The organism is Kitasatospora sp. NPDC058478 (assembly GCF_042720345.1).
Lineage (GTDB): Bacteria > Actinomycetota > Actinomycetes > Streptomycetales > Streptomycetaceae > Kitasatospora.
Map to the genome: position 1 here is coordinate 10,857 of NZ_JBHXML010000072.1, position 23,650 is coordinate 34,506.

The 23,650-nt window shown below is 72.5% G+C and carries 19 protein-coding genes; 10 read left to right on the top strand and 9 right to left on the bottom strand.

The window, feature by feature from the left end; genetic code table 11:
* Positions 1–453: 453 nt before the first annotated feature.
* Entirely contained in the window at positions 454–1,116 is a 663-nt protein-coding gene (locus ACFWPT_RS32370) for a hypothetical protein (RefSeq protein ID WP_380486097.1), read from the bottom strand.
* Positions 1,113–1,673, bottom strand: coding sequence for an RNA polymerase sigma factor (locus ACFWPT_RS32375; RefSeq protein ID WP_063346610.1), 561 nt, complete (start codon positions 1,671–1,673; stop codon positions 1,113–1,115). Before ACFWPT_RS32375 ends, ACFWPT_RS32370 begins: the two co-directional genes overlap by 4 nt.
* Positions 1,674–2,114: 441 nt before the next feature.
* Here ACFWPT_RS32375 and ACFWPT_RS32380 point away from each other — a divergent pair, with 441 nt between their 5' ends.
* Positions 2,115–2,930, top strand: a complete 816-nt coding sequence (locus ACFWPT_RS32380; protein WP_380486099.1) for an SAM-dependent methyltransferase — start codon at positions 2,115–2,117, stop codon at positions 2,928–2,930.
* A gap of 177 nt (positions 2,931–3,107) precedes the next feature.
* Here ACFWPT_RS32380 and ACFWPT_RS32385 read toward each other — a convergent pair whose 3' ends face one another.
* Positions 3,108–5,717 (bottom strand): ABC transporter permease, encoded by a 2,610-nt coding sequence (locus ACFWPT_RS32385; protein WP_380486101.1) that lies wholly within the window; start codon positions 5,715–5,717, stop codon positions 3,108–3,110.
* Entirely contained in the window at positions 5,711–5,836 is a 126-nt protein-coding gene (locus ACFWPT_RS32390; RefSeq protein ID WP_380486103.1) for a hypothetical protein, read from the bottom strand. The genes ACFWPT_RS32385 and ACFWPT_RS32390 overlap by 7 nt, the downstream gene beginning before the upstream one ends.
* Before the next feature lie 418 nt (positions 5,837–6,254).
* Here ACFWPT_RS32390 and ACFWPT_RS32395 point away from each other — a divergent pair, with 418 nt between their 5' ends.
* From ACFWPT_RS32395 to ACFWPT_RS32405, 3 genes are all read left to right on the top strand, one after another.
* Complete coding sequence (locus ACFWPT_RS32395; protein ID WP_380486105.1) at positions 6,255–8,861, top strand: tetratricopeptide repeat protein; 2,607 nt, start codon at positions 6,255–6,257, stop codon at positions 8,859–8,861.
* Between the two features lie 52 nt (positions 8,862–8,913).
* Positions 8,914–9,867 (top strand): Gfo/Idh/MocA family protein, encoded by a 954-nt coding sequence (locus ACFWPT_RS32400; RefSeq protein ID WP_380486107.1) that lies wholly within the window; start codon positions 8,914–8,916, stop codon positions 9,865–9,867.
* 209 nt (positions 9,868–10,076) lie between these two features.
* Complete coding sequence (locus tag ACFWPT_RS32405; protein WP_380486109.1) at positions 10,077–11,375, top strand: MDR family MFS transporter; 1,299 nt, start codon at positions 10,077–10,079, stop codon at positions 11,373–11,375.
* 27 nt (positions 11,376–11,402) lie between these two features.
* On the opposite strand, the gene ACFWPT_RS32410 is transcribed toward ACFWPT_RS32405, so the two are convergent.
* Together ACFWPT_RS32410 and ACFWPT_RS32415 are read right to left on the bottom strand one after the other, a co-directional pair.
* Positions 11,403–12,506 carry an arginase family protein gene (locus ACFWPT_RS32410; protein WP_380486111.1) on the bottom strand — a complete coding sequence of 368 codons (1,104 nt, stop codon included), beginning with the start codon at positions 12,504–12,506 and terminating at the stop codon, positions 11,403–11,405.
* Positions 12,503–13,885, bottom strand: a complete 1,383-nt coding sequence (locus ACFWPT_RS32415; RefSeq protein WP_380486114.1) for a B12-binding domain-containing radical SAM protein — start codon at positions 13,883–13,885, stop codon at positions 12,503–12,505. Before ACFWPT_RS32415 ends, ACFWPT_RS32410 begins: the two co-directional genes overlap by 4 nt.
* 426 nt (positions 13,886–14,311) lie before the next feature.
* On the opposite strand from ACFWPT_RS32415, the gene ACFWPT_RS32420 reads away from it, so the two are divergent.
* Positions 14,312–15,721 (top strand): DUF2079 domain-containing protein, encoded by a 1,410-nt coding sequence (locus ACFWPT_RS32420; RefSeq protein ID WP_380486116.1) that lies wholly within the window; start codon positions 14,312–14,314, stop codon positions 15,719–15,721.
* A 169-nt stretch (positions 15,722–15,890) separates the two neighbouring features.
* Here ACFWPT_RS32420 and ACFWPT_RS32425 read toward each other — a convergent pair whose 3' ends face one another.
* Complete coding sequence (locus ACFWPT_RS32425; protein ID WP_380370646.1) at positions 15,891–16,445, bottom strand: hypothetical protein; 555 nt, start codon at positions 16,443–16,445, stop codon at positions 15,891–15,893.
* A 457-nt stretch (positions 16,446–16,902) separates the two neighbouring features.
* On the opposite strand from ACFWPT_RS32425, the gene ACFWPT_RS32430 reads away from it, so the two are divergent.
* Positions 16,903–17,145 carry a cold-shock protein gene (locus tag ACFWPT_RS32430; RefSeq protein WP_380370797.1) on the top strand — a complete coding sequence of 81 codons (243 nt, stop codon included), beginning with the start codon at positions 16,903–16,905 and terminating at the stop codon, positions 17,143–17,145.
* A 16-nt stretch (positions 17,146–17,161) separates the two neighbouring features.
* Here ACFWPT_RS32430 and ACFWPT_RS32435 read toward each other — a convergent pair whose 3' ends face one another.
* Positions 17,162–18,214 carry a bile acid:sodium symporter family protein gene (locus ACFWPT_RS32435; RefSeq protein WP_380486118.1) on the bottom strand — a complete coding sequence of 351 codons (1,053 nt, stop codon included), beginning with the start codon at positions 18,212–18,214 and terminating at the stop codon, positions 17,162–17,164.
* A 124-nt stretch (positions 18,215–18,338) separates the two neighbouring features.
* Between ACFWPT_RS32435 and ACFWPT_RS32440 the strand changes: the two genes are divergently transcribed.
* The 3 genes from ACFWPT_RS32440 to ACFWPT_RS32450 all read left to right on the top strand — a co-directional run bounded on the left by ACFWPT_RS32440 (position 18,339) and on the right by ACFWPT_RS32450 (position 19,920).
* Positions 18,339–19,217, top strand: a complete 879-nt coding sequence (locus tag ACFWPT_RS32440) for a LysR substrate-binding domain-containing protein (protein WP_063346601.1) — start codon at positions 18,339–18,341, stop codon at positions 19,215–19,217.
* Between the two features lie 220 nt (positions 19,218–19,437).
* Complete coding sequence (locus ACFWPT_RS32445; protein ID WP_380486120.1) at positions 19,438–19,716, top strand: helix-turn-helix domain-containing protein; 279 nt, start codon at positions 19,438–19,440, stop codon at positions 19,714–19,716.
* A 39-nt stretch (positions 19,717–19,755) separates the two neighbouring features.
* A complete protein-coding gene (locus tag ACFWPT_RS32450) occupies positions 19,756–19,920 on the top strand; it encodes a hypothetical protein (protein WP_380370639.1) in 165 nt (54 codons plus the stop codon).
* 18 nt (positions 19,921–19,938) lie between these two features.
* On the opposite strand, the gene ACFWPT_RS32455 is transcribed toward ACFWPT_RS32450, so the two are convergent.
* A complete protein-coding gene (locus ACFWPT_RS32455) occupies positions 19,939–20,340 on the bottom strand; it encodes a helix-turn-helix transcriptional regulator (protein ID WP_380486154.1) in 402 nt (133 codons plus the stop codon).
* Between the two features lie 476 nt (positions 20,341–20,816).
* On the opposite strand from ACFWPT_RS32455, the gene ACFWPT_RS32460 reads away from it, so the two are divergent.
* Positions 20,817–23,522, top strand: coding sequence for an SdrD B-like domain-containing protein (locus ACFWPT_RS32460; protein ID WP_380486123.1), 2,706 nt, complete (start codon positions 20,817–20,819; stop codon positions 23,520–23,522).
* Positions 23,523–23,650: the final 128 nt, after the last annotated feature.

Genomic DNA, 23,650 nt, shown 5'->3' on the forward strand with positions numbered 1-23,650 from the left:
CGGCTCGCGGCTCGCGGCTCGCGGCTCGCGGCTCGCGGCTCGCGGCTCGCGGCTCGCGGCTCGCGGCTCGCGGCTCGCGGCTCGCGGCTCGCGGCTCGCGGCATTCTCCCTACCCCATAGCGGAACGTAGAGCAACCGTTTCACCTCCCTGCTGCCAGAAGCGCGCGACGCCGGGCCATGAACAGGCTCCGTTCAGGTGGCCAGCCTATCCGCTCCAGGGAAACGCGCTGGTCAGGGGCATGGAGGTCTGAGTTGGCACGGAGGGTACCGATGTCAGGGCTCCTGCCTGGGTGACCGAGCTGTACGAACAGCAACTCCCGGGCCTCGCCGATCCATGCCGAATCTACGGTGCATTCGGTTCGTCCCGGGCGCCGTGGCCGGCACTGCTCGTGCAGTGCCGGCCGGGGGCCTTTTCTCGTCCGCCCCTGGGGGAGGCGGGGGTTCGTGTGGTCGCTAGCGTTCGTCGGTGAGGTCGCGGACGAGGGTGCTGCTCATCTGGGGGAGTTCGCCGTACTCGGGGTCGTCGGCGGCGACGGGGAGTTGGTGGATCACGGCCGCGAGGCGGGGGGGCAGCTTCACGTCGAGGCCGTAGTGGCACCGGGCGAGGATGTCGGTGAGCACCTGGGCCGGCAGCAGTGCGTGAGGGGTGCCCAGGACGCGCTGTGGCGGGCGGGGTTTGGTGGCCAGTGCTTCGGCCTGTTGGCGCCAGACCTCCGCGTCCAGGAACTCCCCGAGGCTGCGGTGCAGCAGGCTCAGGAACGATGCGGAGGTGTAGGAACCGCCGCCGGCCGCGAACTGCCACCAGAACTGGGCGCCGTCGCGATGGCCCGCGACGTACAGCAGCGCGCCGAGGACGAGGGCGCCCTCGGGGTGGATCTGCGCGCCGTTGACGAGGAGGCCCAGGGAGGCCGCGGCGGACGGCATCGAGAGGACCAGGGACGCGGCGAGGTCGAGTTCGTGGGCCGCCTGCCTGTGCTCGGAGGACAGCGGACTCGGGGCGGTCAGCAGCCGCTCCCAGGAGACGCCCGTACCCCCCGGCTGCGGCCGCGGGGCCCGGGTGGGCACGTGGATGCCGGCCATGTTCGGGTGCAGGGCCCGGTCGTGTTCGGTGCTCACCGGCTCTCCCCGCGTCGGCCGCCGAGCGCCGCGGCCAGGCGGTCGAGGGCCTGGCTCGCGGTCGAACGGACGTTGGCCTCGGTCGTCCCCAGGCAGTCGGCGATCTGCTCGTCCGGCAGGTCGAGGAGGTACCGCAGCACGATCACGTCGTGCCGCCGTTCGGACAACCTCCGTATCGCGACGTACAGTTGCTCGTGGCTGCCCTCGGTCTCCATCAGGTGCTGCGCCCGCTCGGCGGCGATCCGCACCGCGTAGACCCACCCGGGGACGCTCGCCTGGGTGGGCAGCGGCTCGCCGTTCATCATCAGTTCCGCCAAGGCGGCGCCGATCTCCTCCTTGAGGATCGTCCAGGCGTGGAACGGCGGGATCTGCTCGCGCAGGATGCGCGGCCACTCCTTCCACACGCGGACCTTCGCGATCTCCACCGCTCTGTGTGCGGCGTCGTCGTCGCGAAGGCGCGCGCGGGCGAACCCGCTCCACGCCCCCTCGTGCGTGTCGCAGAACGCGTCGAACGTCAGGCGGTCCCGGCCTCCGACCACCCAGTCGCTCTCGGTCACGTCCCATTCCTCCCCTGCGGCACGCCTGTCGGCTGCCGTCCGGTGCGGGCCGCCGACCGTGGTGGAACCCCATGGCCGTACGGCGGTCACAGCGGGAACTCGCTTCCCTGGTAGGAACATTAAGGCGGATTGGATGCCGAGATGTTAAACCGCGGCAAGGTGTTTCGAGATCAGACACAAGGCGCTGCGGATGATGGAGATACCGTGCTCGAACATGGTTGGAGTGGGTCACTACATGCTCTGATTCGGTCGTCCTGCTGCACGGTCGCGTCGTCACCGGCAACGGCCCTTGATTGGCCGTTCGGGCGTGTGGGCATAGTGGAAGGGGCCGCGCCGGGGTTCGCCACCACTCGCCACGGTGGCGCGGGCGCGGATCGGTCCTGTCCTGCGCAGGGCGAGTCGATGATGTATCAGGGGGAACGCATGACTCAGGGGGAACGCATGACGGACGGCACCGCCGGGACCGACGACGTAGAGGTCAACCTCGACATACACCTGGCGCACTCCGCGCGGATGTACGACTACTACCTCGGCGGCACGACGAACTTCCCCGCCGACCGTGAGGCCGCCGGCCGGGCCCTGGCGGTCTTCCCCTACGCCCGCTCCGCCGCGCGCGCCAACCGCGCCTTCATGCGGCGGTCGACGCACCTGCTCGCCGAGGCCGGCATCCGGCAGTTCCTCGACATCGGCACCGGGATCCCCACCTCGCCGAACCTGCACGAGGTCGCGCAGTCCGTCGCACCGGATGCCAAGGTCGTCTACGCCGACAACGACCCGATCGTGCTCCTCCACGCCAAGGCGCTTCTGCACGGCACCGGACAGGGCGTCACCGCCTACGTGCAGGCCGATGTGCGTGAGCCCGCAGACCTGTTGGACTCGGCCCGGGCGATCCTGGACTTCACCCAGCCGATAGCGCTCAGCATGAACGCCCTGCTGCACTTCGTGCCGTTCGAGGCCCAGCGGATCACCGAAGGCCTCAAGGCACAACTGCCCGACGGTTCCGCGCTGGTGATCAGCCACTTCACGCAGGACTTCGCCGCCGAGGAGACCGCTCGGCTCATCCAGGTCTACACCGCCGCAGGAACCCCCGTCGCCGCCTGCACCCGCGACGAGTTCGCGCAGTTCTTCACCGGGTGGAACCTCATGGAGCCGGGCGTCGCCGCCACTCCGCGCTGGCACCCGGCGCCTGCGGACGACACCGAGCACATCACCGACGCGGCGGCCTCCTGCTACGGGGCCGTCGCCATCCGCCCCTGAGCCGTGCTCCCAGTCTGGCAGCTCCCAGTCTGGCAGCTTCGAAGCCCGGATGTTCAAGCCCCGTGCATCGGCATTCCGGCCGCCGGGCGAACCACTCACCGCCGGCCCAACTCCGCAGGCCGCAGGAGCCGTTGTCAGTCCCGCCCCGCGGGCGGCATCAGCCGCTCGCCGGGCGGCTCACTCGCGCCCGCCGATCGCGTCGACCGGCGCCGGCCGCAGGGCGGACCGGGTGGCCATCGCGATCGAACCCCAGGAGAGCGCGACGGTGACCGCCACGATCGCGACGAGGCCGACGGGGGAGACGCTCGGAACGGGTGACCTCGTCAGCCCGAGGCTGATGCCGACCAGCGGCGGGATCGTCGCCAACAGACCGAACAGCAGCGCCGAGAAGACCACGATCCTGGCTTCGCCGTTCATCATCGCGCGGACCTGGGCCCGGTTGGCGCCGATGAGTCGCAGCATCGCGAACTCGCGCACCCGCGCCGCCGTCGCCATCACCAGGGTGTTCACCACGGCGATGGCGATGTAGCCCAACAGCACGGTCTGGAACAGGAGGTTGAGCGCCCAGCCACCCGAACCGCCGCCCCCGGGCGCGCCCTTGAACGCCTCCTGGCCGCCCACCTGGACCGTCGGGTAGCGCCCGACGGCGCCGCGCAGCGCGTCGGCGAGCGCCTTCGGGTCGGTCCCGTCCGCGGACCTGACCAGCACGGCGGTGTCGACCCGCGCGGTGGTGTGCGCGACGACGAGGTCGTTGGGCAGGGTGACGTCCCCGAAGCCCAGGCCCCGCTCGTAGACCGCCACCACCCGCGGCCTGATCGCCGTGCCGTCACCGAGCCGCAGGTCGACCGTCCCACCGCGCCGCGCATGGACGGTGTCCGCGACGACCCGGCTCAACGCCACCGTCTCGCCGCGCAGTTCCGCGGTGTCGCCGTCGACCACCCGGAGGTCCATGGTCTCGGAGAGCCGTTCGGGCGCGACGCCCTGGGCGGCGAAGACCTTGGTCGCGGTGCTGTCCTCGGACGGGAACGTCAGCAGCACCTGCATCCGTGCCACCGGCGTCGCCACGGCGGCGCCGGGCACGCCGCGCACGGCGTCCACGACCTCCGGGGACACCCCGGCGCCGGACGACGAGGTCAGCACGTGATCGGCCCGCAGGCCGGCGTCGAGTTGGTCCCGCGACGCCGCGATCGTCGTGGAGGCGCCGAACACCTGCACGGCGGCCAAGGTCACGCCCATGGCCAGCGGGGTGACGGCCGAACCGAGCCGCCGCGCATGGGCCCGCGCGTTGGCCTGGGCGAGGAAGCCGGGGGCCGTGGACTGCCGGTTCAGGCGCGGGCCGAACAGCACGACGGCGCCTCTGACCAGCAGCGGGCCGACACAGCCCAGCGCCACGACGAACAACAGGACCGCGCTCGCCGCGGTGTCGGCGGCAGAGTCGCCCGACACCGCCACCCGGCCCGAGGTCAGCAACAGCCCGAGCGGGATCAGCAGGAAGCCGACGGCCAGCCGGACCCGGCCGATCCTCCCGGGCTCGACGGCGGCATCCCCGAGCGCCTCGACCGGGCTGGTCCCGGACACCCGGCGCGCGACCAGCCAGCCGCCGAGCCGGGCGCTGGTCATGCACAGCGCCAGCGAGGCGAGGAAGGGCAGCCACCCCACGTCCATCCGGAAGTCCGCGGGCATCGCGCCCGCGAGGACGAACGCGCCGCGCATCACGAACGCGATGACGACGCCGGGGACCGCGCCGACCAGGGCGCCCGCCAACGACACCAGGGTCATCTCGGCGCCGATCATCCGGTGGATCTGCCGGGGCGTCGCGCCGACGGCGCGCAGCAGGGCCAGTTCGCGCCTGCGCTGCTGCACCGACAGCGCGAGGGTGCTCGCCACCACGAACACCACGATCAGCACCATGGTGCCGCCGAACGACGCCGACGTCTCGACCACCAGGCTGCGGGCGTCGCCCACGTCCAAGAACTCCACATCGCCGCGCCCCGCGCCGGTGTGCGCCACCAGGCCCGGCACGGCGGCCGTGATCCTGCCGGCCAGTTGCTCCGGGGTGACGTCGGGCCCGGCCCGCACACCGATCGCGTCCACCCGGTCCGGGCGGCCGGACAGCTCGGCCGCCCGGCCGTCGGTGAAGAACACCGCGGACTGGCGGCCCAACGCGCCCCCCTCCGGCGCGGCTACACCCACCACGCGGTACGATGACGCGACCGAGCCGACCACGAGCCGCACCGTCGCGCCGGGCGACACGTGGGCGCGCGCGGCGAGGCCCGCGTCGAGTACGACCTCGTCGGGCCCGGCGGGCGCGCTGCCCGCACGCACCGCGAACGGCCCGAGCACCGCGGCGGACCAGCCGTGCCCGACCACGGGGAAGCCGTCCGGGCCGCCCACCGCGCGGCCGTCCGGGGCCAGCACGCCGACCTCGACGTCGACATCGCCGACGGCGGACCGGACACCGGGCACGGCGGCGACGGCGGCGACCTTGTCGGCGGGCAGCGTGACGCGCTCGCTGTAGCGGACCTCGGAGCTCTCGTCCAGCCAGTACGACTGCTCCGCGCCGAGGACCACCGCCGCGCCCGAGTAGCGCTCGGGGGCCACCCCGGTGCTGAGCCCCGACATCAGCAGGATCCCGCACGCGGTGATCACCGCCGAGCCCGCGGCGATCGCGACGAAGGAGCCGACGAAGCCGCCCTTGCGCCCCTTGATCGTGCTCCACGCCAGCGACAGGTCCCTGCGCTCCGGCACCACGAGGCGGACCAGCCTCCGGATGCGGCGGATCACCACGCGCCCAGGTGCGTCATGCGCGCCGCGACCTGCCCCGAGGCGGGCCGGCGCAGCCCGCCCGCGAGCCGCAACGCCGGCGTGACGATCTCCTCCACGGTCAGCGTGGTCAGCATGGTCATCGGGCTGCACACCCGGGGAAGGCACTCCTGCCAGAATCGGACGGTCCCATTCCGAGGGTGCGGGCGCCACGATGCAGTCCGATGCGTACGGCATCCAGCGCCGGTATCAGGCTCCTTGACGTGCCGTAACCCTTCGACGCCGTACCCCAGCGGATCGACCAGTCGGCGGATGCGGCACGCCACGCAGGTTGAGACATGCTCGGGGAGCCTACCCGAGGCCCCGCCGCGCCCCATCGTCGTGGCCGAGGAGCGCGCGGGGTCGGCCGCCTGAAAACCCCATGGGCGAGATTGTGGCGCCGCATCAATCACTGACAAGATTTCAGCACGGCATCCTGTTGCGGGAGATGCCGCCGAACCGACCGTGGCTCGACGCACGCCAGGAGGCCGCATGGCACGGGTGAACCTGAGGGCTGCATTCATGAGCGGCCTTTCGTCGACCGTCACGGCTCAGCAGGTCTTCACCAACCGGGTCGACGAAGTGGCCGCGTTCGCCCGGTCGGTCGACGAGCTCCACCGGATGCTGGACGAGGCCGAGGTCTCGCCGGTCGTGGACCGTGGGCAGGGCCGCCGTAACGTGCTGACCTTCTACGGAGTGGGTGGCATAGGCAAGACGACGCTCTCCCACGAGTTGGAGCGCCGCCTCCTCGCCGAAGCGCGGGAGAAGGAGCGCGACGACGTGGTGACCGTGCGGATCGATCTCTCGGAGGAGGGCGCCGGCGACATCGAGAGCCTGTTGCTGTGTCTGAGGGCCGCTCTGGGGCAGTTGGGGAGCCGTTGGCCGGCCTTCGACCTGGCACTGGCCTCCTACTGGGCTCGCGCTCACCCCGGCGAGGCCTTGCAGGAGTTCCTGGACGCCTCGCCGGCGCTGCGGCGCGCCTCGCGGAGTATCGCGTTGGGCGACCAGATCGCGGAGGCCGTGAAGCAGGTCGACCCGGGTGGTCTGGGAGGTCTGACCGGACTGGCCCACCGGGCCGCGCTCGTCACGTACCGCGCCGTCCGGGACCGGGTGCGGGAGGGCCGGCTGCTGGCCGACTGCGACCTGTTCGCCGAACTGGTCGAGGCGGACGCCGACTACGAGACGCTCTCGTACTTCCCGTACCTGCTGGCCTGGGACTTGGAACGGCAACCCCGGGGCGGTCGGGCGGGCCGGCGGCCCCGGGTGTGCGTCTTCCTCGACACCTTCGAGGTGGTCAACGGCCAGGCCGATCGCGCAGTGGAACGGTTCGTCCAGCGCTGCGCCTATCTGATGCCGAACGTGCTGTTCGTCATCACCGGCCGGAACCGGATCGACTGGGCCGACTCGGGCGCGGGCGGCGAGCTGGATTTCACCGGCCCGGAGTGCTGGCCCCAGCTGCACTTCAGCAACGACACGGCCGAACCACGGCAGCACCTCGTGGGGTACCTGTCGGACTCCGACGCGGACAGCTATCTCCGTGAGGCCCTCGTCCGGGGCGGTGAGCCCGCGATGTCGGCGGAGATCCGGGAACGCGTCATCTCCGGCGGCCAGGGGCTGCCCTTGTACCTGGACCTGTCGGTCTCGCACTGCGCCGCCCTGCTGGCACGCGGCGGGCAACCCTCCGTGGCGGACTTCGGCGGCTCGTTCACAGCCGTCGCGACCCGGTCGATCAGGGACCTCCCCCGGGAGGAACGCGACCTGGTCCGAACAGCGGCGCTCACCGACCGGGTGGGCGCAGAGCTGCTGCGCGCCGGTCAACCCGGAGTCTCCGACGGGAGCGTGGCACGCTTCCTTCGCCGACCGTTCCTGACACACGACGACGCCTACGCGTTCCCGTACGCGTTGCACGTGGCGTTGCGGCAGGCCATCGGCGAGGCGGACCGGACGCTTCCGGACGGCTGGTCGGATCGCGACCGCAGTGAGGTCGCCGCCCGGCTGCTGAGCTGGCTGGGCGAACGCCTGGGCCCCTCCGGCGGGCGGGTGGCGACGGCGCAAGCCCTCGAAACCGGGCTCAAACTCTCTGCCGAGCACGGTGTCTTCGACGACTGGATGACGCTGGCCACCCAGCGACTCGTCGAGGCCGGCCAGTGGTCGGAGCTCGGCGCCGGTCTTACCGGCGGCCCGGTGGGCCTCCCCGAGTACCGGGCGATCCGGGCCGCCATCCGAGGAGTCCAGCTCCGCCGGACCGGCCGCGTCGAGGAGGCGATCGAGGTGCTCGGCGGCGCGGCCGGAGGCGTGCGGCACGGTGGCCGGACGGCACAGCTGGTCCGCATCCACCTCGCCCACGCCCTGCGCAACCACGGCGACTACACGCAGGCCGCGGAGATCTACCGGGGCTTGGTGGGGGGCGAGTTCGACGCGGCCGCCCGCTACTGGCTCAGCGACTTCGACTACCTCAACGGGCGGTTCGCGGCCGCTCTCGCCTCCCTGCACGAACAGCCGGTCCGTGGCCCGGAGGACGAAGGCGAACGGCTCCGGCTGACCGGGCACATCTGGCGGGTCAACGCCCGCTTCGAGGAAGCGACTTCCGTCTACCACGAGGCGATCGACCTGGCGAGGCGCGAGGGACTGGCCGCCGCAGAGGCGAAGGCACTCGCCAACCTGGCGCAGACCGCCTGCTGGTCCGGGGACACGGCAGCCGTCGCCGACGCGGCGGGCCGGGCCCGGGAACTGCTCGACCTGGTGCCCAACCCCGTCGAACTGGTCAAGCTCCGGTCCGCCGAGGCGGTGGCCCACGCCATGGCCGGCGACGTCGGCGCTGCCCGGTCCGCGGTGGGAGACACCCGGCACCTTGCGGACGGGATCGCCTACCGGGGCGGCCACAACCTGGCGGACGTGGCCGATATCCTCCTCGGCGTGCTCGCCGGTGACCACGAGGGTGCTCGTCGCACGCGATCCGAGCTCGATGCGCGCACCCGTACGTCCGGCGGCAACACCTACTGGGTTCCCATCGCGACCTCCTGGATCGACGGCTCCCTCGCCGCCGCGGAGCACCTGCCCGCCGTCGGCTGGGTGGACGGCCCCGTCGCGTCGTTGGGCCGCTGGGCAGCGGTGGTGACACGTCGATGACGCTCCCCGGCCCCCGCACCTCGGCCGAGTCGTCCGGAGAAAGCAGAGTCTGATGACTGACCTCGTAAGCGTCGGCCTTGTCGGCGTCGGCACCATCGCGCAGACCCATCTCGCGGTCCTGGCCGAACGGGGCGATGTGCTGGTCGAGTTCACGGTCGATCCGAACCGGCCGGAACCGCCCTCGTTCCGTGGAACCACCCCGCGTCACTATGCCGGCCTGGACGACGCGCTCGCGGAGCACCGACCCGATCTGCTCGTGCTCGCCACTCCCACGCACACGCACGCGGAGCTGGCGGCCCAGGCTCTCCGGCTCTCCACGGCCAAGGTGCTGGTCGAGAAACCCCTTGTCCACGACCTCGCCTCGCTCGGGCGGCTTCGCGCGCTGGACGAAGCGGTCGACGTGCGGGGCCGGTTGTTCACCGCGCACCACTTCGCCTTCTCGCCGGAGGTCGGCTGGGCGGCGGAGCTGCTCGCCGAGCATCCCGAGTGGGGGCCCGTCACGGCCGTCACCTCCGCGTTCTACGACCCCTACGTCCTCAAGGGCGCCGGTGCCTATGAGTCCTACGGCTCCAGCTGGATGGACTCCGGGGTGAACCAGCTCAGCATGCTCACCCGCCTGGTCGACCTCACGGCGCTCACCTCCGCCCGGCAGCTGGACGGCGGCGCCAGCGCGTGGTGCACCGCCGAGTACCGGTCCCGGGGCGAGTCGGGCACCGCACGTCTGCGCAGCAGCTGGCTCACGGGCTCCAGCAGCAAGGAGAGCAGCCTGGTCCTCGGCCGGGCGGGTGTGGAGGTGTGGATCGACCACACCTCCATGACCGGCTTCGCAGCCCGGGACGGTGACCTGCTCGCCGCCTTCGGGACGGACGGTCGGACGGCCCGGAAGGTGGCCCATTACCGGCCGCTGTACGAGAGCCTGCTCTCCGACCGCCCCGACCCGGTCCTCGGGTTCGACGCGGCTGCGAGGATCACCGAGATCCATCACGCGGCGCCCGGCGCGGAGTAGTCCCCGGGGCGGGCGGGGCGCTGCGACGTTCGAGGCGGTGGGGGCGGGCGGGAATCGAGCGACTCGCCGAGACGTGCGGGGGTGGCTCGGGCAGGGCAGGATGGGGCCGGTTCGGGTGGCCTGGCCGCCTGGGTCCCCGTCTCGGTGCGTGGTTGTTCCGGCGGGTGTCGCCACCGTCTGACGGGCGTTCGTCGCTCGGGAGCCGCCCCATGACCGCTTCTGCCCCTGCCGGTCCGATCGTCCGGTTCCACCGTTCGGTCGCCGAGTCGCTCGGCGGGCTCCCGGGTGCCTTCTGGTGGCTCTGGGCCGCGACCCTGGTCAACCGGCTCGGCGGTGTGGTCACGTTCCTGGCGCTCTACCTCACCGCGGACCGTGGCTATTCGGCCTCGTACGCGGGGGTGGTCGCCTCGCTCATCGGCCTCGGCTCGGCGATCGCCGCGCTGGTCGGCGGTGTGCTGGCGGACCGGATCGGCCGGCGGCCCACCCTGCTGGCCGCCCAGCTGCTCACCGCGCTCACCACGGCGGCCCTGGGTTTCGCCGACGGGCAGTTGGCGATCGCCTCGACGGCGTTCCTGGTCGGTCTGAGCAGTTACGCCTCCCGACCGGCGACGTCCGCGATCATCGCGGACCTGGTGCCGGCCGCCGACCGGGCCCGTGCCTTCGCGCTGAACTACTGGGCGATCAACATCGGGTTCGGCGTATCGGCCGCGCTGGCCGGGCTGGTCGCCGCCCACGACTACCGGGTGCTGTTCCTCGTGGACGCCCTGTCCACGCTGCTCTGCGCCGTGGTGGTCTTCGTCAGGGTCCCGGAGACCCGGCCCGTCGAGCCGCAGCGGGACGCCGCCGGGCCGGGGGAAGGGCCGGGGGAAGGGCCGGGGGAAGGAGCGGGGGAAGGGGCGGGGAGTGGGCCGAGCGCCGGGCTGGGCACGGTCTTCCGGGACCGGCGCTTCATGGCGCTGGTCGGGCTGACCTTCGCCTTCGGGCTGATGCTCCAGCAGGGCAACACGACGCTCGCCGTGGACATGGGCAAGGCCGGGCTGACCAGCACGCAGTACGGAGTGGTGATCGGGATCAACGGTCTGCTGATCGTCCTGTTGCAGATCCCGGTGACCCGCCTGACGAAGGGACAGCACCGGGGGATGCTGCTGCTGGTCAGCGCGCTGCTCACCGGGTCGGGCTTCGGCCTCACCGCGTTCGCGGGCTCCTCCGCCCTCTACTACGCCGCCACCGTGGGGGTCTGGACGCTCGGCGAGATGATTCAGGCACCCACGAGCATGAGCCTGGTGAGCGAGCTCTCGGCGACGAGCACCCGCGGGCGCTACCAGGGGGTCAACTCGCTGGCCTGGTCGGCGGCCTCCTTCCTCGGGCCGGTCGCCGGCGGGCTGCTGCTGGACCACGCCGGCCGGGGCGCCCTCTGGGGATGCTGCGCGGTCCTCGGCACGGTGGCCGCGGCGGGGTACCTGGCGTTGGGGCGGCGGGTGGACACCGGGCGCTACTCGATGCCGTGACCAGGCCCTGAAAGGGGACGGGACGGATCACGGCTCCTGGCGAAGGTCGGTCCAGGGGGCCAGGTCGGGTGCGGCGCTCTCGCTGCGGAAGAGGAACTCGAACAGCAGCCGGGCGGCGAGCTGCGCGGTGCTGCCGGAGGGGTCGTAGCGGGGGGCCACCTCCGCGATGTCCACGGCCTCCACGGGCAGGGCGCGCAACTCCTCGTAGACGTCCAGGAGGTGGCCGGTGTCGATGCCGCCCATGGTCACGTGGCCGGTGCCGGTCGCCACGGCGCTGTCGAGGACGTCGATGTCGAGCGACACGTACACGGTGTCGCAGCGCTCGCCGAGCTGCTCGACGAGCGGGCGCAGGGCCGCGGCCGCGCCCTGGCGCAGGATCTGCGATCCGGGCACCACGTGGAATCCCCGGTCGAGCAGGCCGCGGAACTGGTCGTACCTGGTCACGTCGCCGACGCCCACGAAGGCGATGTCCTCGGGGTGCATCCCCGGGAGCTCGCTGATCCGGCGGGAGTTCGACCCGTGGTAGAGCGGCCCGTGCAGGGTGCTCCAGTTCCCGAAGTCGAAGTGGTGGTCGATGTTGATGAACCCCACCCGCCGCGCGCCCCGGTCCAGCCGGCCGGCGCGGAAGCCCGCGAAGGTGGGGAAGGTGGTCGAGTGGTCCCCGTTGAGGAAGACAAGGCGCGGCGCCGATCCGCTCAGCCGCCGGCTCCCGGCGGCGACCGCCTGGAAGGTGCGGATGGTGTCGGTCGGGTAGATGTGCAGGTCCCCCGCGTCGGCCACGCGCGGGGCGCGGTAGCGGAACGTCCGGCCGCTGCGGGTGTCCAGCATCTTCCACTGGCCCAGGCTGGTGAGGTAGCTGGAGAACACCAGGCTCGCCTGCCGGATCGCGCGCGGCCCTTCGGCCGCGCCCGGACGGGAGCTGGCGGTCGCGTCGTACGGGACACCGGCCGCCACCCAGCCGTCCTCCCCGACGTCGACCTGCGCCCGGTCCGCGGCGGGGGCACCGAACAGGGTGGCGAGGCCGGCCCACCCGGGCAGCGGGTCGGTCTCGAACTCCTCGGGCTTGACGCTGCGGTGGAGCGCCTCGAAGTCGGGGAGTTGGTAAGGGGGCTGGGTGGGGGGCTGGTTCATGCGGTCTCCCTTGCGGAGTGGCCGGAGTGGCCGGGGTGGTCGGAGCGGTCGGAGTGCCCGGGGTGGGCCGGTACGGGGGTGCGGACGATGCGGTGGGCGGCGGCGATCTTCTCCTGGAAGAGCTCCCAGCTGCGCTCCGGAGTCAGGTGGCTGGGCCGGTAGACCACCGGGGCGTCCTCCCGCCACTGCGCGAAGTCCCAGGTGAAGATGCGCTCGCGCAGGCGCTGGAAGTCGGGGGTGAGCGGGTAGGGGACGAAGTTGTAGAGGTTGAAGAGCCACAGGGCCCGGCGGTTCGCCTCCAGCCACCGGACGGTCTGCGCGTGGGACTCCTCGGTCTCCTCGTCCAGTCCGCCCATCATGTTGAGGACCACCTTCAGTCCGGCGTCGCTCAGCGCGTGGATCCGTTCGGTGTAGTCGTCGAGTCCGCGGGACAGCTTGCCGAGCCGTTTGAGCATCTGGGAGTCGGCCGACTCGAAGCCCAGCTCGACCGCCACGACGCCGAGTTCGAGCATCGCCTCGATGACCCACTCCTTCACCTGGAGGACGTGGGTCTGCACGATGAACTTGTAGCCGGGGCGGTCGCGGAACACCTCCAGCAGGTTGCGGACCGCCTCCCGCGACTGCCCGAAGGTCTTGTCGCCGACGTAGACGAGCCGGGTGTCCGGGAAGCGGTCGGCGAGCTGGTCCACTTCGGCGCGGAGGGCGCTGCTCCCCACCAGGGTGAGCTGCTTGCTCCAGGCGTCCCCGCAGAAGGCGCACTTGTACAGGCAGCCGTGGCTGGCGTTGAGCCGCAGCATCGGCACCTTGCCGCTGTAGCCGTCCAGATGGCGGTAGTCCGGTGCCCAGGTGATGGGCTCGGCCACCAGCCCGAGGGCGGCCCGCTTCTCCGTGCGGCCGCCCCGCCCCGAGGCCAACTCGACCAGGACGGCCGCGAAACCGGTGTCGAGCTGCCCGCGGTGCACGGCGTGCACGGAGCCCTCGGGCGCCAGCGGGGCCATGTTCCCGCCCAGGACGACGCGCCGCCCGGCGCGTTCCAGCTCGCCCGCGAGGTCCAGGGCGAGCCGGAAGTTCTGGGCCAGCGGCGAGAACAGGACGAGATCGCCGGGTGCCGTCGCCGCCAGGATCGGAGCGCCGCAGGCCTCGCTGTCGGCCGGGGTGCGGGACAGGTCGACGAAGCAGGAGTCGATCGCGGTGCTGTCCAGCAGGGCGGTCAGGTGCGCGACCCAGAGCGGAATCTCCCAGAGCCCGTCGGACGGGATGAAGTACTCCGGGAGGAAGGCGCGGAAGCGGCGGTCGTAGTCCTGGTAGTAGGCGGACAGCCGGTCATCGGGGTCGCGGGTGGACGGGAAGGGCAGTTGGACGATGCAGCACCTGGTCACGATTCCTCCGCACGTGGGGACGTGCTCGCACCGACCGGCTCACGGGAGGGCGCCGATCGGTCGCGCCCGGAGGAACTACTGCCCGGGCGGTGGCCGCCGCCATCGGCGTGAACGACGCTCACTGGTGCGCGTACCGGCCCCGTGGAGCGCGAAGGACCTTCAAGCCCCCCGGGGCGTGCGCCGGTACGCCTGCCGGACTTCGCCCCCCCGTGCGTCGGTGTCCTGACCGCGCGCACGCGAGCGCACCCGCGTACGCGGGCACAGGGGCGTCACGGTTTCTGAAGGTGTGCTCAGGCTTCTTCAGCGGATCTTCAGCGGGTTTGTCGGAGGCTTCCGGGGTCACTCCCCGTCCGCCCCGTCGCAAGTGAGCCCCCGTTGCCCCTGAGCCCGATCCGTGCAGCCCGCGCCACGGCCGAGACCCGGCCCGTGCCCGAACGGTGGCGGCCCGCCGCCGAGGGGGCGGGGGCGGCCCTGCTGCCCTGGGTGCTCGCCGCCGTGCTGTTCGCCGCCTACACCGCGCTGTCCGTCTCCCGCCACCTGCACCTGCGGACGAACGCCTTCGACCTGGGCATCTTCGAGCAGGCCGTGCGCGGCTATGCCGAGGGCCGCGCGCCGGTCTCCGAGTTGAAGGGGCCGGGCTTCCACCTGCTCGGGGACCACTTCCACCCGATCCTGGTCACCCTCGCACCGCTCTACCGGGTCTTCCCCTCCGCGCTCACCCTGCTCGTCGCCCAGGCGGCGCTGGTCGCCGTGTCCGCTGTCCCCGTGACCAGGGCCGCGGTGCGGGCGGTCGGCCGGTGGGCGGGCGCGGGCATCGGCGTCGGGTACGGGCTGTCGGTCGGCCTGCAGCAGGCCGTCGGCTTCGACTTCCACGAAATCGCCTTCGCCGTACCGCTGTTGGCGTTCTCGCTGGAGCGGCTGATGCTCCGGCAGTGGCGGTCGGCGGTCGGCTTCGCCCTGCCGTTGCTGCTGGTCAAGGAGGACCTCGCGGCGACGGTCGCTGTCATCGGCTGCTACCTGTTCTGGCACGGCCGCCGCCGACTGGGCGCGAGCGTCGTCGCGCTCTCCGCCGCCACCCTGCTCCTGGTGCTGCTGGTCGTCATCCCGGCCCTCAACCCGGGCGGCGCCTACACCTACCTCTCCAGCGTCGACGGCCCGGCCGGCAACCCCGTGACCAGGCTGCTCCTGCCCGGCGAGAAGTGGCACACCGTCGTCACGATTCTGGCCCCCACCGCGTTCCTGGCGCTGCGCTCCCCGCTGATCCTGCTCGCCCTGCCGACGCTGGGCTGGCGCTTCTGGTCCACCAACCCGTTCTACTGGGGGACGGGCTTCCACTACGGCGCCGTCCTGATGCCGATCGTCTTCCTCGCCTTCGTCGACGCCCTGACCCGGCTCCGGCTCCGGTTCCGGGCCCGGCACGGCCTGCGGCGGTGGACGGTCCGCGGTTCCGTGGCTGTCGGGCTCGCCGTGACGGCCGCCGCCCTGCCCGCCCAGCCCCTCGCGGAACTGGCCCGCCCCGCCACCTGGCAGCGCGACGCGACCGTCGACGCGGTGAGCGCGCTGCTGCGCCGGATCCCGGACGGTGCCGAGGTGGCCGCCGCCAACGGCTTCGCGGCCCAACTCACCGGCCGCACCCGGGTCTACCTCTTCCCCCGCTACCCGGGCGGCCCCGGCGCGCGGCCCGACTGGGTGGTGGCAGCCGACCAGCCGCGGGACGGGCTCCTCCCCGCCCGCGACGAGGTCGAAGCTCTCCGCGCTCTCCCCGCCGCCGGCTACCGCCCCGTCGCGAGCGCCGCCGGCATCACGGTCTACCGGCTCACCGACCCTGCGGGTTGACCCGGGGCGGTGGTTGGACGGCGGGAGGCATGGTGACAACTCGGCGCCAACGTACGGTGGTTGCGCCGACGCGCGCAGGGCCCGCCACTTGCGGGGTGGCCCTGCGCGCGTCGGAGGGACGACAGGTCAGCGGGACGGAGGGACGGAGGGACGGCAGGTCGGCCTGGTGTCAGCTGAAGGAGAGGTCGGCGGTCAGGGTCGAGTCGGCGATGGGCCGGCCGGTTCCGAGCAGGACGTCGACGCAGTTGTCCACGAGCGGCTGGTCGCTGGTGACGTCCACGAGCGCGGTCAGCTTCTGCCCGGCCAGGCGGGTGGAGGAGGCGGTGACGGTGCCGGTGAGGGTCCCGGACCCGTCGACCTCGACGATGGCGATGTCGGTGACGGTGCTGGTCGCCTGCGTGCCGTCCTTCAGGTTCCAGGTGAAGGTCGCCGAGGAGCCCGGCGCCAGTGCCGGCGGTGTCGCCGGGCTGCAGCTGAGCGTGCCGAACCTGAGCGTCGCGGTGACGGTGCCGCCCGTCACGGCCGTCGGGCCGTCCAGCGAGTCAGTGCACCCGCTCGCCGTCCCGCCGGCCGCCATGGTGATGGACTGCGGGTCGGCCGAGAGCGGCGGGCTGAAGGTGACGGCGGCCTTCACGGCGCAGTCCAGGATTTCCGGGGCGGCCGGCGGGGCTGCGTCGGCGACCGGGGCCACGCCGGTGGACAGCGCGGCGAGGACGGCGGACACGATCACAACGCTTCGGCGTACGGACACGTGGGTTCCCTTTCTTTCGTCGGACCGGGAGTGAGGCCCACGCACTCGGAGCGGGGCGGGCCGAAGGGTGACGGTGGCACGGCGCGAGGAATTCCGGCCGCCGCCATCCCGGGAACCCCGCCGATGGGCCTCGAATGGTCCAGGACCGGGGCCCGGCCTCGCGGACCCGAGGGCGGCCGGGACGGAAGGCCGCCCGGTCGGTCGTCCGGGCTTGCGGGACGGGGTATCGGCGGACACCGTGAGTATGCGATCAGTCGCGCGTGCCCCTGCTGAACGGCCCGGTTCCTCTCCCACCAGGAGGCTTGTGATGTCCCCTCTCGTCCTTGTGCGCGGCCGCGTGGCGGCCGTGGTGTGCGCGTCGGCCGTCGTCCTCGGCGCCCTGGCGGCGGTCGGCGCCCCGGCGTGGGCGGACACGGGGCAGGCGGACAGCATGACCGCCACGCGGCCGGCGGAGGGCCGGCGCGCCTTGATCAACTTCGGCACGGTGAAGTGGTTCAACGCCGAGAAGGGGTTCGGCTTCATCGCGCCGGACGTCCCCGGCCCGGACCTCTTCGTCCACTACTCGTCCATCGTCGGGGTCGGGTACCGGTCCCTGGAGGAGGGCCAGCGGGTCGAGTACCAGGTCGAGCAGGGCCCCAAGGGCCCGCAGGCCGTCGACGTCGTCGGCCTCTGAGGGCGCGCGGAGCCCGTCAGGCCGCGTGGTCGAGGGCCGGCGCGGCCGCCGGCTGCGCCGTGGCCCCGGCGCCCTCGGCCTGCGCGCCCCAGCGGCGGGCCAGGACGGCGCAGACCATCAGTTGCAGTTGGTGGAAGAGCATCAGTGGCAGCACCATCAGCCCGGCCGCCGGGCCCGGGAAGAGGACGGTGGCCATCGGGACGCCGCTGGCCAGGCTCTTCTTGGAGCCGCAGAAGACGATCGCGACCAGGTCGGCCCGGCCGAAGCCGAGCCGGCGGCCGACCAGCAGCGTCGTGGTCAGGACCAGCGCCAGCAGCGCCGCCTCCGCCCCCAGCAGGGCCGCCAGCCGGGGCAGGGAGAGGGCGCCCCACACCCCGCCCACCACGGCGGCGCTGAAGGCGCTGTAGACGACCAGCAGGATCGAGCCGCGGTCGACCAGGCCGAGGACGGCGCGGTGGCGGGCCATCCAGGCGGCGATCCAGCGGCGCAGCACCTGGCCGGCGGCGAAGGGGAGGAGGAGTTGCTCGGCGATCTCCAGCACGGTGCCCGGCGAGACGCCGCCCTTGGTGTGCAGGAGCACGGCGGCGAGCAGCGGGGTCAGGACGATGCCGAAGAGGCTGGAGAAGGTCGCGCTGCAGACCGCCGCGGCCGTGTTGCCGCGGGCGATGGAGGTGAAGGCGATCGAGGACTGCACGGTGGAGGGCAGCAGGGTCAGGAACAGCAGGCCCTGGTAGAGCTGCGGCGACAGCACCGCCGGCACCAGCAGGTGGGCGGCCACCCCGAGCAGGGGGAAGAGGCCGAAGGTGACCGCGAGCACGGTGCCGTGCAGCCGCCACTGCTTGAGCCCCTCCCAGGCCTCGCGGGCGGAGAGTCGGGCGCCGTAGAGGAAGAACAGGACGGCGACCGCGCCGGTGGCGGCGTCGGAGAAGGCCGGTGCGGCGGCGCCGCGGGCGGGGAGCAGGGCGGCCACTGCCACGGTGCCCAGCAGGGCGGCGATGAACGGGTCGACCCGGAGGCGGGCGGGGCGCCGGGGCAGGTGGGAGCGGAGCGGACGGTTCGGGCGAGGCATGGTTCTCCGCGGTGGCGGTTCGGGTGGGATGGCCTCAGCCTGCCGTCCGCCGGGGTGATTGTGAATCCCGCTGGCGGAACTCACTGTCATCATGATCCGTGATATCAGCGGATAGAATGGCCATGTGTTCGATCCGGTGCAGTTGAGGTCCTTCCTCGCGGTGGCCCAGACCGGCGGCTTCACCCGGGCCGCCCAGCGGCTGGGGCTGCGGCAGTCGACGGTCAGCCAGCACGTGCGGCGGCTGGAGACGGCCGCCGACCGGCAGCTCTTCCTGCGCGACACCCACTCCGTGCAGCTCACCAGTGAGGGCGAGGCCATGCTCGGCTTCGCCCGGACGATCCTGGAGGCGCACGAGCAGGCGCTCGGCTACTTCGCGCAGACGCAGGTGCGCGGGCGGGTGCGGTTCGGCGCCTCGGAGGACTTCGTCCACACCGAGCTGCCGCAGATCCTGCGGAGCTTCCGGCGGAGCAACCCCCAGGTCGACCTCGAACTCACCGTCGGCCTCAGCGCCGTGCTCTACGAGCAACTGGCCGACGGACGGCTCGACCTGGTGCTCGGCAAACGCCCGCCCGGCGGTGGCTCGCAGGGCCAACTGGTCTGGCAGGACAAGCTGGTGTGGATCGCGGCGGAGGACTTCCGGACGGACCCGGCCGAGCCGCTGCCGCTGATCGTCTACCCGCCGCCCAGCTTCACCCGGGTCCGCGCCCTGGAGGTCTGCGAGCGCGACGGGCGGCCCTGGCGGATCGCCTGCACCAGCACCAGCCTCTCCGGGGTCCGGGCCGCCGCGCTGGCCGGCCTCGGGGTGGTGCCGCACGCCCGCAGCCTGATCCCGTCGGGCCTGCGGGTGCTGCCCGACCAGCCGGGCCTGCCCAACCTCGGTACCACCGAGTTCGCCCTCACCACGGGACGCACCACGGCGCGCGGCCCGGCCCGGGTGCTGGCCCAGGCCGTCCTCGCGGACGCGTTCCGCCTGCAACGCGCACCGGAACGGGCGGAGCCGTGACGGGGGGGCGACGGCCGGGGGGTTGCCCCGGCCGTGGGCGAGCGCACGGCAGTGGTGAGGCGGCGGACCGGCGGGTTCCTTTCGCCGATGGTGACAGGAAGTCAAGGGCGGTGGCCGAAGTCGGACTTCACACCGCTCGGCCGTTGAACCCGACGGTTCTCCGGTCGCGTTACGAAGGCTGGAGCAGCCGGCTGACGCGGACAGGGAAAGGTCGGGAAAGATGCGATTTGGCGACATGCTGCACGGACACCGGAAGCACCGAGGCCTGACCCAGCAGCAACTGGCCGACCTCGCCACGCTGAGTGTTCGCGTGGTGCGCAACCTGGAACGCGGCGGGGCGCTGCGGCCCCGGCGGGAGACGGTGCGGCTGCTCGTGGACGTGCTGCGGCTGGACGCCGACCAGCGGGCGCAGTTCGAGTCGGCGGCGTTCCCCGAGGCGCCGGGCGGGGCGCCCCGTGATCGCGGCCCCGGCTTGCGGGTGCCCGGGGCGCGCGTTTGAGTGGGAAGGTACCGGCGGAATCGGGGGCGAGGAGGCGCCATGTCGCACCACAAGCCCAACAAGGACGTCGAAGGCGACCCGGACACCGGGCACGGGCGCGGTCTGCCCCGGCGGCCCGACGAGGAGGAGCTCGACGAGCGCACCGAGGAGGACCGCGAGGAGGTGGGCCTGCCCCCGGAGCCGGATCCGGAGGACACACCCTGAGGCGTGTAGGGTCCGGGGCTAGTGCCGAGCCCGGTCGGAGCCGGGCTGCGGGCCGGTGGGGTCGCCCGCCTCCCCGGTCCTGGCCGGCCGGGTGTGGACCTTGGCGACGCAGGCCGGGAGGGCGGCGGCGTGGCCGTGGTCCCGGGCCCGGTACGCGCTGGGGGTCTCGCCGACGAGCTGGGTGAACCGCGAGCTGAACGAGCCCAGCGAGGTGCAGCCGACCGCCATGCAGACCTCCGTCACGCTCAGGTCGCCGCGCCGCAGCAGCGCCTTGGCCCGCTCGATCCGGCGGGTCATGAGGTAGCCGTACGGGGTCTCGCCGAAGGCGGCGCGGAAGCTGCGGGAGAAGTGGCCCGGCGACATCAGCGCGGTGTGTGCCAGCGCCGACACGTCCAGTGGCTGGGCGTAGTCGCGGTCCATCCGGTCGCGGGCCCGCCGCAGTCGGACGAGGTCGGGTAGGGGGACTCGGGACACCTGGGGCACGTCTGCCACGCTACCCGCCCGGTCCGACAGGGGCGCGCGCCGGCGTGCTTCGGGCGCTGCCCCGGGCCGCCTCGCCTCGCCCCACCCGCTCCCGCACCACCGTCCCTGCGTCCTGCGCTGTCCCCGCGCCCCACCGTTTGTTCGGACGAAATCCGGCTGAAGGTGCTGTTTTCGAGCATGGCGGCCGGTATCGGACGAACGGGTCCGGATTCGAACTGGTGGTGGAGTAGGTGTGGCGCTCTTGTCACGCGTGCACATGAAGTTTCGTCAATTCCCTTGCGGAGAGCTAAGATTGCCGATCTGCTGATGACTCCTGATCAGCCCGGGTGTGATAACCCGTCGATGATGAGAGCGGGACATTGGGAAGAACGAGGCAGCGAACGAGGTGCGTCGCGCAGGTCGCGGCGCTGACGATGGGATTGTCCGCTGCGGCGCTGGTGACGGCGCCGGCGGCCTTTCCACAGCCCGGCGACGGGACGGTGACCGTCCGGGTGATCCGGGCGGTGGACACCAGCGGAGTGTGGACACCGGCCCTGGAGCCAGGGCTCGCGGGCGTGAAAGTGACGCTCACGGATGACGCCGGGCTGGCGATCGAGGGGGTGACGGCGGCCGACGGGACGGTCACCCTGGCCCCGGCGGCGGCCAAGCCGTCCGGGGGCAAGTACCGGGTGCAGGTGGTGAATCCGAAGCCGGGCGTGCTGTTCCCGGCGTTCGCCTCCCGGCAGGGGCTGGACGGCGCGCCGACCCAGCTGAGCAGCAACGAGGAGTTCGTCGACCTCTCGGGCGGCAAGAACGTGGCGTACACCACCGGGCTCTGGAACCCCGGTGACTACTGCCAGAAGAACGCCCCGCTGGTCACGGCCTGCCAGCCGATGGACCGCGAGGGCGGGGCCCAGCGCACGCTGGTCTCCTTCCCGTACAGCGCGCGCGGCCAGGACGGCGAAGGCGTGACCGCCACGAACCTCGCCACCAACGCCGATACCGGCACGCTGTACGGCATCGCCTGGAACAAGGCCGACCGGCGGTTGTTCTCCTCGGCGGTGGCCAAGCGCACCACCGACTACGGTCCGGGCGGTGCCGGCGCGATCTACGTCACCGACATCGCGCAGAAGAAGACGACGCTGTTCACCACCGTCCCGAACGCGGGCTCGACGGCCCACGGCGGCGGCACCGACGACGCCTTCCTCGACACACCGGGCAGGGAGAGCCTCGGCGGCATCAAGATCACCGACGACGGCAAGGACCTGTTCGTCGTCAACCTCAACGACCGCAAGCTCTACCGCTACAACGCCACCGTGGCGGCCGCCGGGAGCCCGACGGCCTCCTACCCGATCCCCGACCCGGGCTGCCCGGCGGCGGGGGACTGGCATCCGTTCGGCCTCGGCCTCCAGGACGGCACCGGCTACCTCGGCGGAGTGTGCTCCGGCGAGTCCACCGGCAAGCTCACCGACCTGCGCGCGGTGGTCCTGCCCTTCGACCTCGCCACCGGCGTGTTCGCCAAGCCGGTGCTGGACCAGCCGCTGGACTACCCGCGCCAGTCCACCGTCGGCTCGGGCCCGTGCGACGGTGCGAGCTGGTTCCCGTGGACGAGCACCTACCCGACCACGCAGAACGGCCGCCCGTGCGGCAGCTACACCATCGCCCAACCCGAACCCGAGCTGGGCGAGATCACGTTCGAGACCGACGGCTCGATGCTGCTGGCCTTCCGCGACCGCTTCGGCGACCGCGCGCCGGGCTCCCCGGCGCCGGGCTCCGTCGCCGTCGTCATGTCCGGCGGTGACCTGAACAAGGCCTGCCGGGCGAACGGCACGTACGTGATGGACACCAACAACGGCTGCGGGCTCGCTCCCCGGGGCACCCGGTTCTTCGACACGACCTGGGGCGGCCACCGCAACACGGCGTTCGCCGGCATGGCGCTCTCCAAGGTCGAGAGCACCGTCGCGGTCTCCGCCTTCGACCCCAACCACACCGCCCTCGGGTACGGCACGTCGTTCCTCCAGCGGGCGAACGGCCAGCAGGACCCGCAGTTCGGCTTCCGGCTCAACCCGGTCGGGACGATCGCGCCGTTCGGCAAGGGTGCCTCGATGGGCGACCTGGAGGTGCTCTGCGACCAGGCGCCGCTGCAGATCGGCAACCGGGTCTGGTACGACCCCGAGCGCAAGGGCATCCAGAACCCGGGCCAGCGCCCCGTCGAGGGCGCGACCGTCCACCTCTACGACGAGTCGGGCAAGTTGGTCGGCACGACGAAGACGACGAAGCGCGGCGAGTACTACTTCGACGACTCGAACGTCACCGGAGGCCTCAAGCCGAGGACCAAGTACACGATCCGGCTCGACAACCCGGCGGACTACGCCAAGGGCGGGCCGCTCTACCAGTGGGTGCCCACCGACGCGGACGTCGGCGACAACCACTTCATCGATTCCAAGGGCCTGGTGCCGCCCGGCACGAAGTTCCCCGAACGGGCACTGAGCACCGGCGGGCCGGGCGAGAACGACCACACCTTCGACTTCGGGTTCCGGCAGCAGGAGGGCGCGCTGCGCCTGGTCAAGCACGACCAGGACGGCAAGCCGCTGGCGGGGGCGAAGTTCCAGCTGTGGCACGACACCAACGGCACCGACGGGTTGCAGACCGGCGGTGACAAGCCCGATACGGCGGTGGGCGGGCCCTGCACGACCGGCGCCGACGGCCTCTGCCAGGGCGCCGGGGTGCCGGGGACGTACTACTGGCAGGAGCTCAGCCCGCCCGACGGCTACGCGGCTCCGGACACCACCGTGTTCGGCCCGCTGGCGCTGACCTCCGACAACCTCGCGGACGGTGTCTCGGTGACGGCGGTCAACAAGCTGCTGCCCACCCCGACGCCGACCCCGACGCCGACCAACTCGTCGAGCCCGTCGAGCCCGTCGAGTTCGCCGAGCGCGCCGGAGCCGACCACGCCGCCGGGGCCGACGGAGTCGCCGAGCCCGTCGACGGTGAACCCGCTGCCCCCGCCCGGGGGACAGCTGCCCAACACCGGGGCCAACGCCCTGGTGCCGCTGGGGATCGTCGGCGGCGCGGTGCTGGTGGCGTCCGGCGGTGCGCTGGTCCTGGTCGCCCGTAGGCGCAGGGCGCGGCACCAGTAGGAAGCGGTGAGGAGGGGCGGGGCCCGGGGGCGCCGGAATGCACCGGCCCCCCCCCCCCCCCGTCGGCCCCCACAGAAGCAGGGGAATATAAAAAAAAAAAAGCAACACAAACAACAACAAAAAAAGGA

Excerpts from the sequence above, each read along its gene's own strand:
- ACFWPT_RS32380 (WP_380486099.1), top strand. The coding sequence starts at position 2,115 with ATGACGGACGGCACCGCCGGGACCGACGACGTAGAGGTCAACCTCGAC.
- ACFWPT_RS32390 (WP_380486103.1), bottom strand. The coding sequence starts at position 5,836 with ATGACCATGCTGACCACGCTGACCGTGGAGGAGATCGTCACGCCGGCG.
- ACFWPT_RS32395 (WP_380486105.1), top strand. The coding sequence starts at position 6,255 with ATGAGCGGCCTTTCGTCGACCGTCACGGCTCAGCAGGTCTTCACCAAC.
- ACFWPT_RS32400 (WP_380486107.1), top strand. The coding sequence starts at position 8,914 with ATGACTGACCTCGTAAGCGTCGGCCTTGTCGGCGTCGGCACCATCGCG.
- ACFWPT_RS32405 (WP_380486109.1), top strand. The coding sequence starts at position 10,077 with ATGACCGCTTCTGCCCCTGCCGGTCCGATCGTCCGGTTCCACCGTTCG.
- ACFWPT_RS32410 (WP_380486111.1), bottom strand. The coding sequence starts at position 12,506 with ATGAACCAGCCCCCCACCCAGCCCCCTTACCAACTCCCCGACTTCGAG.
- ACFWPT_RS32430 (WP_380370797.1), top strand. The coding sequence starts at position 16,903 with ATGACCGCCACGCGGCCGGCGGAGGGCCGGCGCGCCTTGATCAACTTC.
- ACFWPT_RS32435 (WP_380486118.1), bottom strand. The coding sequence starts at position 18,214 with ATGCCTCGCCCGAACCGTCCGCTCCGCTCCCACCTGCCCCGGCGCCCC.
- ACFWPT_RS32445 (WP_380486120.1), top strand. The coding sequence starts at position 19,438 with ATGCGATTTGGCGACATGCTGCACGGACACCGGAAGCACCGAGGCCTG.
- ACFWPT_RS32450 (WP_380370639.1), top strand. The coding sequence starts at position 19,756 with ATGTCGCACCACAAGCCCAACAAGGACGTCGAAGGCGACCCGGACACC.
- ACFWPT_RS32455 (WP_380486154.1), bottom strand. The coding sequence starts at position 20,340 with ATGGACCGCGACTACGCCCAGCCACTGGACGTGTCGGCGCTGGCACAC.
- ACFWPT_RS32460 (WP_380486123.1), top strand. The coding sequence starts at position 20,817 with ATGGGATTGTCCGCTGCGGCGCTGGTGACGGCGCCGGCGGCCTTTCCA.